11 protein-coding genes are annotated in these 12,374 nt (G+C 44.2%); 6 read left to right on the forward strand and 5 right to left on the reverse strand.

Annotation, left to right across the window (positions count from 1 at the left end):
- The first annotated feature begins 6 nt into the window (after positions 1 to 6).
- Genes ACYZZR_RS06245 through thrC form a run of 3 tightly spaced genes read left to right on the forward strand, consistent with a single transcriptional unit; the run spans position 7 to position 2,810 of the window.
- The gene (locus ACYZZR_RS06245; RefSeq protein WP_461533137.1) at positions 7 to 942 is read left to right on the forward strand and encodes a homoserine kinase; all 936 of its coding nucleotides are present in this window, start codon (positions 7 to 9) and stop codon (positions 940 to 942) included.
- A complete protein-coding gene (locus ACYZZR_RS06250) occupies positions 939 to 1,505 on the forward strand; it encodes an AAA family ATPase (RefSeq protein WP_461533138.1) in 567 nt (188 codons plus the stop codon). The genes ACYZZR_RS06245 and ACYZZR_RS06250 overlap by 4 nt, the downstream gene beginning before the upstream one ends.
- 6 nt (positions 1,506 to 1,511) lie before the next feature.
- A complete protein-coding gene (gene thrC / locus ACYZZR_RS06255) occupies positions 1,512 to 2,810 on the forward strand; it encodes a threonine synthase (protein ID WP_461533139.1) in 1,299 nt (432 codons plus the stop codon).
- A 54-nt stretch (positions 2,811 to 2,864) separates the two neighbouring features.
- On the opposite strand, the gene ACYZZR_RS06260 is transcribed toward thrC, so the two are convergent.
- The gene (locus ACYZZR_RS06260) at positions 2,865 to 5,747 is read right to left on the reverse strand and encodes an FAD-binding and (Fe-S)-binding domain-containing protein (RefSeq protein WP_461533140.1); all 2,883 of its coding nucleotides are present in this window, start codon (positions 5,745 to 5,747) and stop codon (positions 2,865 to 2,867) included.
- Positions 5,748 to 5,873: 126 nt separating this feature from the next.
- On the opposite strand from ACYZZR_RS06260, the gene ACYZZR_RS06265 reads away from it, so the two are divergent.
- The 3 genes from ACYZZR_RS06265 (at position 5,874) to ACYZZR_RS06275 (ending at position 8,476) form a co-directional block, all read left to right on the forward strand.
- The gene (locus ACYZZR_RS06265) at positions 5,874 to 6,350 is read left to right on the forward strand and encodes a hypothetical protein (protein ID WP_461533141.1); all 477 of its coding nucleotides are present in this window, start codon (positions 5,874 to 5,876) and stop codon (positions 6,348 to 6,350) included.
- Between the two features lie 128 nt (positions 6,351 to 6,478).
- Positions 6,479 to 7,618: a formylglycine-generating enzyme family protein gene (locus ACYZZR_RS06270; protein ID WP_461533142.1), complete on the forward strand. Its 1,140-nt coding sequence runs from the start codon at positions 6,479 to 6,481 to the stop codon at positions 7,616 to 7,618.
- Between the two features lie 12 nt (positions 7,619 to 7,630).
- The gene (locus tag ACYZZR_RS06275) at positions 7,631 to 8,476 is read left to right on the forward strand and encodes a substrate-binding domain-containing protein (protein ID WP_461533143.1); all 846 of its coding nucleotides are present in this window, start codon (positions 7,631 to 7,633) and stop codon (positions 8,474 to 8,476) included.
- A 47-nt stretch (positions 8,477 to 8,523) separates the two neighbouring features.
- Here ACYZZR_RS06275 and ung read toward each other — a convergent pair whose 3' ends face one another.
- From ung to ACYZZR_RS06295, 4 genes are all read right to left on the reverse strand, one after another.
- Positions 8,524 to 9,189, reverse strand: coding sequence for a uracil-DNA glycosylase (ung, locus tag ACYZZR_RS06280; RefSeq protein WP_461533144.1), 666 nt, complete (start codon positions 9,187 to 9,189; stop codon positions 8,524 to 8,526).
- A 119-nt stretch (positions 9,190 to 9,308) separates the two neighbouring features.
- Positions 9,309 to 10,553, reverse strand: coding sequence for a DUF4861 family protein (locus ACYZZR_RS06285; RefSeq protein ID WP_461533145.1), 1,245 nt, complete (start codon positions 10,551 to 10,553; stop codon positions 9,309 to 9,311).
- Between the two features lie 62 nt (positions 10,554 to 10,615).
- Positions 10,616 to 11,905, reverse strand: coding sequence for a TRAP transporter large permease (locus tag ACYZZR_RS06290; protein ID WP_461533146.1), 1,290 nt, complete (start codon positions 11,903 to 11,905; stop codon positions 10,616 to 10,618).
- Positions 11,902 to 12,369, reverse strand: coding sequence for a TRAP transporter small permease (locus ACYZZR_RS06295; RefSeq protein ID WP_461533147.1), 468 nt, complete (start codon positions 12,367 to 12,369; stop codon positions 11,902 to 11,904). Before ACYZZR_RS06295 ends, ACYZZR_RS06290 begins: the two co-directional genes overlap by 4 nt.
- Positions 12,370 to 12,374: the final 5 nt, after the last annotated feature.

Consider the following 12,374-nt stretch of genomic DNA (forward strand, 5'->3'; position numbering starts at 1 on the left):
AAAACTATGAACGAATTACGTGTATTTTGCCCTGCCACTATTGCCAATGTAGCCTGCGGATTTGATGTCCTCGGCTTGTGCTTAGATCACATAGGTGACGAAATGGTGGTTAGAAAAACCGACAATGGCAAGCTCAGCATATCCCGCATAGAAGGACAGGATTTACCATTTGAGGCAGACAACAATGTGGCCGGTGTTGCTGCAAAGGCTTTGCTCGAAGCCCTGGGCAGCGAGCAGGGTTTTGACATAGAGATCTATAAAAAGATTAAGCCCGGAAGCGGTATCGGCAGCAGTGCTGCCAGTTCGGCCGGAGCCGTATTTGCCGTCAATAAACTATTGGGAGAACCCTTTAGTCTGCAAGAACTCATTCCCTTTGCTATGGAAGGTGAAAAATTGGCAAGTGGGGCTTTGCACGCCGATAATGTGGCTCCTGCATTGCTCGGCGGATTTTCGCTGGTGAGGAGTTACGATCCTTTAGATGTGATAAAACTTCACAGTCCTAGTCAGTTGTACGCCAGCATAATACATCCACAAATAGAGGTGAAAACTGCCGATGCTCGCTCTGTACTCAAACAGTCCGTCCCCTTGAAAAAAGCCATAACGCAATGGGGAAATGTGGGCGGATTGGTAAGCGGACTCTACACGGAAGACTACGATCTCATAGGCAGATCGTTGCACGACGTTATTGTAGAACCTCTACGCAGCTTGCTGATCCCAAGGTTTAATCAAGTGAAACAGGCTGCAGCAAAAGCCGGAGCACTGGGCAGTGGTATATCGGGATCGGGCCCTTCCATTTTTGCGTTGAGCAAAGGAGAGCAAACAGCAAAAAAAGTTGCAGAAGCTATGGGACAAGTCTATTCCGACAGCGGTGTGGACTTCGACCTACACGTATCCCGAATCAGTCACAAAGGAATCCATCCCATCATCTCCAACACGCCATGACAAGCAAAAACGAAAGACATATAAATCGTTTTATTGTGTTTACCGGAGGACCGGGAGCAGGTAAGACCACTACACTGCTGGAGCTTCACAGAAGAGGATATGTATATATGCCCGAAGTGGCACGTAAAATCATCCGTGAGCAAATGGATTCCGGAGGAAATGCCCTGCCCTGGGATAATATTACCGCGTACAGGGATATGATGTGGCACCGTTCGGTAGCGATTTTCGATGAGGCTATGACTCATTGCGAAAAACAAGTCGTGTTTTTCGATCGGGGGCTGCCGGATACACTGGCCTATTCCGTACTGGAAAACATCCCCATACCAAATATATTCAACGAGCAACTTGGCAATTATCATTACAATACTGAAGTTTTCCTATTTCCTCCTTGGAAAGCAATATATGATACAGATACCGAAAGAAAACAGGATTTTGACCTTGCCATAAAAACCTGTAAGCTCGTAAGAGACACCTATATCCGATTAGGTTATAAAACTATCACCGTCCCGAAGGCAAGTCCGGAACGGCGTGCAACATTCATATTGAACCATCTCAATGTATAAAGTACAATGAAATACTACAGTTTAAACAGAAATAGTGAACAGGCTTCTTTCAGCGAAGCCGTAATACGGGGGATTGCTCCAGACAAGGGCTTGTATTTTCCAGAGTCGATCACTCCCCTTCCCGACGCTTTTATAAACGAACTGGAAAAACTCGACAACGACGAAATAGCTTTCAACGCCATCCGCCAATTTGTAGGAAACGAGATTCCCGAAAACGAGTTGAAAAAGATTGTAGCAGAAACCCTCTCTTTCGACTTTCCTCTATGCGAGATAGAAGACGATGTCTTTGCCTTAGAATTGTTTCACGGACCTACCATGGCCTTTAAAGATGTAGGTGCACGATTTATGGCGCGATGTCTGGGATATTTTAACCGCAACAGAAAAAGCGAAGAAAAAGTCACTGTATTGGTAGCCACTTCAGGAGATACCGGAGGTGCTGTAGCCAGCGGGTTTCTCGGGGTGGAAGGTGTTGAAGTAATCATTCTCTACCCTTCAGGTAAAGTGAGCGATATACAGGAAAGACAACTCACTACACTGGGACAAAATATCATTGCCTTGGAGGTAAACGGCACCTTCGACGATTGTCAGGATATGGTAAAAACCGCTTTTCTCGACGAAAAATTGAGTGGGAAACAACTCACCTCCGCAAATTCTATCAACGTAGCTCGGTGGTTGCCACAGATGTTTTATTTTTTCTTTGCTTACAAGCAATTGAAAAACAAGGAAAAAGAGGTGGTATTTGCCGTTCCCAGTGGAAACTTCGGAAATATCTGCGCCGGAATTATGGCCGGTAAACTGGGGCTTCCCGTTTATCATTTTGTTGCCGCAACTAACATCAATGATACGGTACCTCAATACCTGCACAACGGTATATATGAGCCAAAGCCGTCAAAGCAAACCATTTCCAATGCCATGGATGTAGGTAATCCTAGCAACTTTGTTCGCATACAACAACTCTTTGACAACGATATAAAAACACTTAAATCACGTTTTTCCTCCTATAGCTTTACCGATCTGGAAACCCGTGAAGCTATGAAGAGTATCTATCAGTCTTCTGGATATATTGCAGATCCACACGGAGCAGTTGGCTATCTCGGGCTAAAGGAATATCTAAAAGACAAGACGAGCAAAACAGGTATCTTCCTCGAAACGGCACATCCAGTAAAATTCCTGGATATCGTAGAAGACACTTTGGATACTCGCATAGCCATACCCGAACAGATACAAGCGGTAATGGAGAAGGAAAAGGTAAAACAAGGCATAAGCACCTATGAAGAACTCAGGGAGTTTCTTCTCAAATACTAATCCAACAACCCGTGTGATAATGTGCCAATCGGTCAATTCCAATTGGCACATTATCTATCGTAAAGCCTCCTTTAATACAGTTGCCGGATGCAAGGCCTTTCTGCCTGTTCCATCTAATATTTGATGTCGGCAACTGGTACCATTAGCAGCGATAATCGTTTGATCGTCAGCTTTGTTTACTGCGGGAAACAAACGTAGTCCGCCCACCTTCATACTCACTTCATAGTGTTCTTCCTCATAACCAAAAGATCCGGCCATTCCGCAACAGCCACTATTTATAATGCTAACCGTATAATTTTCGGGTAGATTGAGCATATCGAAAGTCACTTTCTGATTGGACAAAGCCTTTTGGTGACAGTGATTGTGAATCTTTACTCTTTTTGCTTCATCGGTAAAATCAGCTGCCGTAATTCTGCCTTCTTCTACTTCGGCCGCTATAAATTCTTCCAACAATAAACTGTTTTCAGACAAGTGTTTTGCCCCCTCTCTATCGGTAGCCAGTTTTAAATACTCATCCCTAAAAGACAGTACAGCTGACGGTTCCAAGCCCACCAAGTGACATTCGGAACCTATGCGATTTTTGAGGGCGGCTATATTTTTATCTGCCAATACTCTCGCCTGTTTTAAAAATCCCTTAGAGAGAAAACTCCGCCCGCTGTCTCCACTGTACAAACTCACCTCATACCCCAAACGCTGTAAGAGTTCAAGGGCATCCTCTCCTACATTTCCATCCAGATAAGCCGTAAATTCATCGATAAACAAGACTAGTTTGGCTTTCGGTTTGTCACTACTTTTAAAGGGCTTAGTCCGAAAGCGATGCAATGTGGGAAAACTGCGTTGAGAGGCCATACCCATTATGTTTTTCAGTATCCCTGAGGTAAAGTGGTTGCGGTATACAGCATTGGCCAAAATCGGAAAAACAGACATTATTCTGTTGATTCTAATATTATAGGCAAATGCTTTTTCTCGCAATGTGCTGCCATTGGCTAGATGGTATTGATAAGTGAATTCAGCCTTTAAGATAGCCATATCCACATTGCTCGGACATTCGCTTCCACAGGCTTTACAACTCAAACAAAGATCGAGCACTTCTCTCAGTTCGGGCTGGTCAAACCTATTGGTTTTATCCGAATTGGTAAGAAACTCCCTCAGTGCATTTGCTCTCGCTCTTGTAGTGTCTTTTTCGTCCTTTGTAGCGTGGTAACTCGGACACATAGTTCCCGCAGACTGATGTGTCTTTCGGCAATCCCCACTACCATTGCACTGTTCCACAGCCCTGAGTACTCCTTCAGTACCCGAAAAATCCATAAAAGTTGATATCTCAGGCTCCTTTCGCTCGGGCACATACCGCAAAGACTCGTCCATTGCAGGCGCATCGACAATTTTACCCGGATTAAAAATATGCTCCGGGTCGAAAACTGTCTTGACGCCTCTGAGCAATTGGTAATTAGCATCTCCCAGCATCAAGCGGATAAATTCTGAACGAACGATACCGTCGCCGTGTTCCCCGCTCAGTGATCCCCTGTATTTTTTTACCAAATGGGCAACATCGGTAGTGATTTGTCGAAACAAGTCTACATCTGCAGACGATTTTAGATTGAGTATCGGTCTGAGGTGCAATTCTCCCGCACCTGCATGGGCGTAATACACCGCGCGTTGCCCGAAATTTTTCATCAACTGTGAGAATTCAGCAATATACGGAGCGAGATCCTCCAAAGCTACAGCAGTGTCTTCTATACAAGCCACGGCCTTGCTGTCTCCTGTAATGTTGCCTAACAGTCCAAGTCCTGCCTTGCGCAATTCCATAGCCATTCCGATTTCTTCTCCTCGCAAAGCGGGATAGGCATAGGCCTCTGTATCCTTCTCCAACACTTGCAACAACAATTCCCGCTTTTTTTCCAGATCTTCCTTTTCATCCGACCTCAGTTCAAGCATCAAAATCGCTTCGGGATCTCCCTCTATAAAAAAGCGGTTTGGCAATTGGCTTTTGTTGGTTTTAGTACAGTCCAGAATTACCTTGTCCATCATCTCACAGGTATAGAGATGATGCTGCATCACCGGAGCCACTGCCTGAAGACAATCTGAAATACTGTTGAAATGCGCCGCTATCATAACGCTCTTTGCAGGAGGAAGAGGTTCCAAACGCAAACGAACACGGGTAATCAAGGCAAGTGTTCCCTCACTACCGCAAATCAGTTTGCACATATTAAACTTTTCTCCCCTTTTTGCAAAGGGCTTCATCTCTATAATCCGATCCAAGGCATAGCCATTATTCCTGCGGTGAATTTCAGGTTTTGGAAAGCTCTCCCTGATTTGCTTTTGTATAGTATCTGAATTTAATTTATTATATAAGTATCTGTATATATTACCCTCTAAACTATTTAATTGAAGTTTTTCTTTAAATTCATTTTCATCCAATTCTCCAAAAGTAACTTCCGAACCATCGGAGAGTATCACATCCATTTCCAGTACTTTATCCCTCGTAACCCCGTATTGTATGGAAGTCGTTCCACTCGAATTATTACCTACCATTCCACCTATCATACACCGATTGGATGTAGAAGTATTGGGTCCGAAAAACAATCCATACGATTCCAATACAGCATTGAGTTCATCTCGTATCACTCCCGGTTCTACATCCACCGTTGCATTATCCGGATCTATGTTGAGGATACGAGTAAAGTGCTTTGATACATCAACGACAATCCCATCGCCCACACATTGCCCTGCCAGAGATGTACCAGCAGTGCGAGGTATCAGTGACAATTTCCTTTCCCGAGCGTACTGCAGCAGTTTTTTCAAGTCTCCACTGTGCTTCGGGTAGGCCACAGCCTCCGGATATTTTCGGTATACCGAAGCGTCGGTGGCGTAGATCGAACGGTGGAGCATATCCTCTTTAAATTCTCCCTCCAACACTATATCGGGTAATTTTGTCATAATGGAATACGATTTTTGTAAAAACAGCGTTTTAAGGACGTACACAAAATTAAGAATAAGGAGTTGAATACTTCTTCAAAACCTTTACTTTTACCGCATAATTATTAACATAACAATCCCATACTTATGAAAAAATTCATGCTATTTACCACTGTACTTTTCGGTTTCATGGCTAGCTCATTCGCTCAGGAAATTTCTACTAATGCACTCGGACTTCGATTAGGAGACAGCGATGGTTTTGGTGCTGAAATTTCGTATCAGCGTCACTTGAGTTCCAACAATCGTATAGAGGCAGACTTGGGATGGCGCAACTCTAAGCATGTCGATGCTTTTAAGCTTACAGCACTCTACCAATGGGTGTGGAATCTGGAGGGTAACTTTAACTGGTATGCCGGTGTAGGTGGCGGATTGGGGAGTTACGATCACAGTAAAGCTGATGTGAGCGGTACCTTTTTATTTGCTGCAGGAGATATAGGAATTGAATACGATTTTGACATTCCCTTAATACTTTCGTTGGATTTCCGGCCGGAACTCGGTTTTACAGATGAGTACAGAGATGGCCTTGACCTCGATATAGCATTGGGTATACGATATCAATTTTAAAGTGAAAATTATAGCAAAACTCCTGTCAGTTAACACTTTCGGGAGTTTTTGTTTATATACGCCGTATTCCTAATTCAGGCATTAGGATTTTAAGGCTTTATTATTAACTTTAGCCAAAATCCTGTTCGATGAATTTCAAAAAGCTTATTCACTATGGTATTAGGAGCGTCTTCGCAGGTATAATATTGTCCTGCCAGACGAACACCAAAGAAAAAAACGCAGAGAATCAGATCGATACTCTCGTACCCGATACGATGACTTCTTGTGAGAGCAATCTTCCCAATAGATTCACCGTACAACGTGACACCACCCTAAACATCCCGACAGGAGAGACCTCTCGTGAGGGTATGGTGTGGATACCCGGAGGCACTTTTACCATGGGAGCCACCGACAACGAAGGCCGAAGGGACGAATACCCCGCTCACCAAGTAAAAGTAGACGGATTCTGGATGGATAAAACAGAGGTGACCAATGCCCAGTTTCGCGCTTTTGTAGACGCTACAGGATATATAACCACCGCTGAAAAAGTGCCCGACTGGGAAGATATGAAGTCGCAATTACCACCGGGTACTCCAAAGCCTCATGACAGTGTTTTTGTGGCGGCATCTCTGGTATTTACCCCGCCCTCTCATCCGGTTCCTCTAAACAATGCGGCACAATGGTGGAGTTGGGTAAAAGGTGCCAACTGGAAACATCCGGAAGGGGAAGGTAGTAGTATTGAAGGGAAAGACAATTATCCTGTTGTTCACATTTCGTGGGACGATGCCCGTGCCTATGCTCAATGGGCAGGAAAAAGACTTCCCACCGAAGCTGAATGGGAGTTTGCCTCTCGAGGCGGATTAAAAGAAAACAAATATCCCTGGGGTAATGAAGATATAGAAACTGGAAGTCCGAAAGCCAATACCTGGCAGGGCACTTTTCCCAACGAAAACACTGACTGGGATAAATTTAATCTCGCAGCTCCTGTAGGCAGTTATGAGCCAAATGGGTACGGGCTGTACGATATGGCCGGAAATGTATGGGAATGGTGTTCAGACTGGTATAGAGACGATTATTACCAAAGCTTGTCAGACACTGTTCACAATCCACAAGGGCCTGATAACAGTTACGACCCTATGGAACCCACTGTGGCAAAAAAAGTGGTGAGAGGAGGATCATTTTTGTGTAATGCTTCCTATTGCAAGGGATATCGGGTAACTTCTAGAATGAAATCTTCTCCCGATACCGGATTACAACACACAGGTTTCCGATGTGTGTCGTCTAAATAAAAATATCAAGCTATGAAAACCATAAAGATTACCGGTGTACCGGAACACTTCAACCTTCCGTGGCACTTTGCCATCGAAGAAGGTGCATTCTTGCAGAGAGGCATTGATTTACAGTGGATAGACACCCCTGAAGGAACGGGAAAAATGTGTAAAATGCTACGCGATGGAGAAGCCGATATTGCCATTATTCTCACCGAAGGTATAGTGCGGGATATCGTTTCCGGCAATCCCTCGCGCATCGTTCAAACCTATGTAGGTTCTCCTCTGATATGGGGAATACACGTTGCGGAAGCTTCGCCTTTCCAAACTGTTGAAGACCTTAAAGATAAAAAGGTAGCCATAAGCCGCTACGGCTCGGGCTCCCACCTAATGGCCTTTGTGAATGCCAAAAAAATGGGTTGGGACACTTCTACACTCAATTTTGAAATTGTCAATACCATTGATGGAGCCGTCCAAGCGCTCACTGAAGGAAGAGCAGACTACTTTATGTGGGAGGGCTTTATGACCAAACCTCTGGTAGACCAAGGGATATTCAGACGAGTGGGCGACTGCCCTACCCCTTGGCCTTGCTTTGTAATTGCCGCAAGGGAAGAAATACTACAAAAAGAAGCCTCTCTTGTAAAACACATCCTCGAAGTCATCAATATTTATACAGACGATTTCAAACAAATCCCGAGTATAGACCGAACTCTGGCAAACCGCTTTGATCAACGACCTGAAGACATACGGCAATGGCTTTCCCTTACAAAGTGGAGCCAGTCTGTGCCTGGAGTAGAAATATTAGACGCCGTTCAGGACGAACTGTTAAGTCTCAAACTAATCGAAGAGAAAAAAGCATACGACCAACTAGTCAAATAGGTTGAACAATATAGTAAAGACCGTTTTAAGGCATTGACACATTGAGATCACCATTTAACAGGAGTCTTGCCCTGTTTTCTCAAATAAGTATCAGCCTTGCTGAAATGCTTATTCCCAAACCACAAGCCTCTGTTGGCACTCAGGGGTGAAGGATGTCCTGTTTCCAGCACCAAGTGTTTGGAGCGGTCTATACTATTTCCTTTCTTGCGAGCATATCCTCCCCACAGCATAAAAACCACTCCTTCCTTTTTGTCAGATATTTTTTTAATCACTTCGTCGGTAAAGGTTTCCCATCCCTTGTTCTGATGGCTCCCCGCCTCACGCGCCCTTACGGTAAGGGTAGCATTGAGCAAAAGCACCCCTTGGTTTGCCCAGCGTTCTAAGTTACCACTTGCGGGATAAGGTATTCCGAGATCGGATTCAATTTCTTTAAAGATGTTGACAAGAGAGGGTGGGTGTGCCATACCTTCATTTACCGAAAAGCAGAGCCCGTGAGCCTGCCCCGGACCGTGATAAGGGTCTTGCCCGATGATTACCACTTTTACATCTTCAAAATTACAATATTCAAATGCTGCAAAAATCTGAGATCCCTTCGGATAACATGTAAACGAATTGTATTCCTGCTTCACAAATTTTACTAGCTTTTCAAAATAAGGCTTTTCAAATTCCGACTCTAGCAGATCTTTCCAGCTCTTGTCAATATTTACATTCATGACTTACAATTTACAACAGCCAAAAATAATCAGAATAAAAAACACTTCCACTACCATTGTTAGGTTATTCATATAACCCCGCTTAAAAAAAATAAGTGAAGGCGCAATTTTACCAACCATCAGTTGGCACCAGACTTCACACTCACTACAAGAGGAGCTGCAATTACCTCGGCTTGTCGTTTTAGCATGGCATCCCACTCTTCTACTGAAGATACCTGTCCGCTTTTCTCCCAGGCAAATCCGGCGTAGAAAGTAGCCTCGTCACCTGGTTTTGTAAGGACGATAAGATTGCTTTGATCTGGCACTTCACTCTGTCGGGCAAAAGCAGAATCTATAATCGTAGGAGCCATCACTATTCCCTCTCCTACTTTAGTACTGTCTATAGTTTCCCAATACCGGAACCAGCCCTCCTCTGTGTTGATTTTGTGTTCGCCCTCATTTTTGTGCAAAGTGATGCCTACCGCGTAATTCGGGATATCTTTTGTCGCATACAAACTGATGTCGAACTTGGAAAAATTAGAACCGAGGTCGAGAGTAACCTTTTTGGTCTCTTCTACACCGTAATCACTCCACGGTTCATATTTCAATTCAAATACCGTGCGCAGTGGTCCAGCGGCAATGGTATTGTAGGAAACATAATTTTCAGACACATAGAGGCTGTCGTTTTCCCATATTCCGGTTCCTCCGGTTCCCCTGCTATCGCCTACGTGATAGGGGTCATAGCCCTCACCGTGGTCTATGTGGTAATATCCCGGAGTTTTTACGTGTTCGCCATACCATTTGTCAATCACCGATTTGTCTGTTCGTTTCAGCCAAATATCTACCCCGCTAGACAAGGTACTTCCGGCTACTCCCGCCAGGGCTTCCCGCTGTCCTGTAGGTCCGTAAACCCTGAAAGCAACCTTGTCGTTTTCCCAAGTATAGTCGTCTGTGCGCTCTGGAACAAACCTCGAATAGGCAATCACATCGCTTTCCGGTTCTGGATTTACACTATCTACTACAGCGGTGTATTTTGCAGTTCCAGAAGCCGGAACATCGGCCTGAAACAACCATTCGTCGGCAATGCCGTCTTGATTGTAATCGATCCATTGTGTACGGATATTGGCTTCTTCTCCATCTTTTCTCAACCGAAGATGTTTTTTATCTGTTCCGTCAAACACAGAGAGTTCCGATACGGGGATGGCGACTACTTCTGTCCTTTTAAAATCGAGCTGATTAGCAACTTCTACCGAAAGCTCTGGGGCTTTCTCAACAGTATTACAGGAAAATAAAAGTGCAGAAACAGCAACAGCCAGACCACAACTTTTAAGTACATCCTTAATACAGGTGGTATTGTTCTTTTTTTTCATAGGTTTAGTTTTCATGATTATAGGTTTAAACTTTAAAAAGAGAGTTACTTTTTAATTTGCCGTGCCTTCGATATGTATCACTCAAAAAGTCCCGGCAACCACAAACTGATAGCGGGAATAAAAGTCACCGCCAACAATACTAAGGCCATTACCAAATAAAGCGGTAAAAGCGGTCTCATCACCTTTTGTATCGAGGTTTTGGCCACTCCCACTCCGATAAATAAAACCGAGCCTACGGGAGGAGTACACAATCCTACACAAAGGTTCATCAACATAATAACTCCAAAATGTACTGGGTCTACTCCAAGATTTTTCAGTACGGGCAAAAAAATTGGTGTAAATATCAGTACAGCCGGGGTGATATCCATAAAAGTTCCCACCACGAGCAACAGCAAATTGATAATTAAAAGAATGACGTATTTATTGTCGCTAAGTCCGAGGAGTACGTCTGTAACAGATTGTGGAATATTTTCATACGACATCACCCACGACATACTCATAGAAGTTGCTATAAGCAGAGCTACAATAGCGGTGGTACTAACCGAGCTAAGAAATACGTCAAACAGTCGTTTCAAATCCATTTCGCGATAAATCATCGCCAATATCAGAGTGTAAAGCACTGCTACTCCCGAGGCTTCTGTAGCGGTAAAAGCTCCGGAGACTATCCCTCCGATGACTACGACAAGGAGAAGCAAGCTAGGCAGCGCATCGAGAAAAGTTCCGGCTATGGTGCGGATATTACTGCGTTCACCTGCAGGATATTTTTTCTTGCGTATCCAATAAGTCGCTGCGAGCATCAAGGCCAACCCCATAAGAATACCAGGAAGATAGCCCGCGAGGAACAGCGCAGCTATAGAAACCCCGCCACTGGCCAAGGAGTAGACGATAAAAACATTGGAAGGTGGTATAATCACTCCGGTAGTAGATGCAGTTATATTGATAGCAGCTCCAAACTCTTTAGAATAACCTTCCTTTTCCATTCTCGGAGCCATTATCCCACCTATGGCCGAGGCAGCTGCAACTGCCGAGCCCGAAATGGCACCAAACAACATAGCCGCAATGACATTCACATATATAAGTCCACCAGGGAGTGCCCCTATTAGTGATTTGGCAAAGTTGATAAGCCTGCGAGCTATTCCTCCCTGATTCATAATCTGCCCTGCGAGAATAAAAAACGGAATGGCAAGCAACGAAAAGCTATCCAATCCGGTAGCCATACGCTGAGCTACTGTAGTAAGTGCAGGAATAGAATCAATGGTGAGTAACATAGTACATACACAGGAAATTCCGATAGACCAGGCTACGGGAACCCCTATGCCGAGGAGTACTGTAAAAGTTATAACTAATACGAGAATCTCAGATATCATGACAGCTCTTCTTTTGCGTTAAACAATTCATCTATCTTATAAGTTATTATCAACAAGCCGCTGATCGGAACAACCGTATACACCAGATAAAGTGGTATGTGTAAGGCAGAGGAATGCTGCCCCAACTCGTAATTGACGTACACTAAATTCGCTCCTCCAATAAGGAGGACAAAAAAGGCAAAGAATACGATGAGCAGGTTGATAAATATGTTTAGCCTTATTTGTTTCGACTTGTTTAATCTAGAGCTCAACAGATCTATGGCCAAGTGTTCTCGTTGTCCCGAAGCATAAGCCGCCCCGAGTACACCGAGCCAGATAAGCAGATAACGCGACAACTCTTCGGTAAATGCACTCGGAGATTGCGCTATGTAACGCGAAGCCACCTGCCACAATACAGACAGTACCATTAGTGCCATGAGTATCACGAGAAAACTCCCCAACAATTTGTTTAGAATTCGTTTCATACCGG

It is taken from the genome of Sinomicrobium sp., assembly GCA_029266035.1.
In the GTDB taxonomy this organism is placed as follows: domain Bacteria; phylum Bacteroidota; class Bacteroidia; order Flavobacteriales; family Flavobacteriaceae; genus Sinomicrobium.

What these genes read in the sequence shown, in the direction of transcription:
- ACYZZR_RS06260 (WP_461533140.1), bottom strand. Translation starts at nt 5,747, where the DNA reads ATGACAAAATTACCCGATATAGTGTTGGAGGGAGAATTTAAAGAGGAT.
- ung (WP_461533144.1), bottom strand. Translation starts at nt 9,189, where the DNA reads ATGAATGTAAATATTGACAAGAGCTGGAAAGATCTGCTAGAGTCGGAA.
- ACYZZR_RS06270 (WP_461533142.1), top strand. Translation starts at nt 6,479, where the DNA reads ATGAATTTCAAAAAGCTTATTCACTATGGTATTAGGAGCGTCTTCGCA.
- ACYZZR_RS06295 (WP_461533147.1), bottom strand. Translation starts at nt 12,369, where the DNA reads ATGAAACGAATTCTAAACAAATTGTTGGGGAGTTTTCTCGTGATACTC.
- ACYZZR_RS06245 (WP_461533137.1), top strand. Translation starts at nt 7, where the DNA reads ATGAACGAATTACGTGTATTTTGCCCTGCCACTATTGCCAATGTAGCC.
- thrC (WP_461533139.1), top strand. Translation starts at nt 1,512, where the DNA reads ATGAAATACTACAGTTTAAACAGAAATAGTGAACAGGCTTCTTTCAGC.
- ACYZZR_RS06275 (WP_461533143.1), top strand. Translation starts at nt 7,631, where the DNA reads ATGAAAACCATAAAGATTACCGGTGTACCGGAACACTTCAACCTTCCG.
- ACYZZR_RS06265 (WP_461533141.1), top strand. Translation starts at nt 5,874, where the DNA reads ATGAAAAAATTCATGCTATTTACCACTGTACTTTTCGGTTTCATGGCT.
- ACYZZR_RS06285 (WP_461533145.1), bottom strand. Translation starts at nt 10,553, where the DNA reads ATGAAAACTAAACCTATGAAAAAAAAGAACAATACCACCTGTATTAAG.
- ACYZZR_RS06290 (WP_461533146.1), bottom strand. Translation starts at nt 11,905, where the DNA reads ATGATATCTGAGATTCTCGTATTAGTTATAACTTTTACAGTACTCCTC.
- ACYZZR_RS06250 (WP_461533138.1), top strand. Translation starts at nt 939, where the DNA reads ATGACAAGCAAAAACGAAAGACATATAAATCGTTTTATTGTGTTTACC.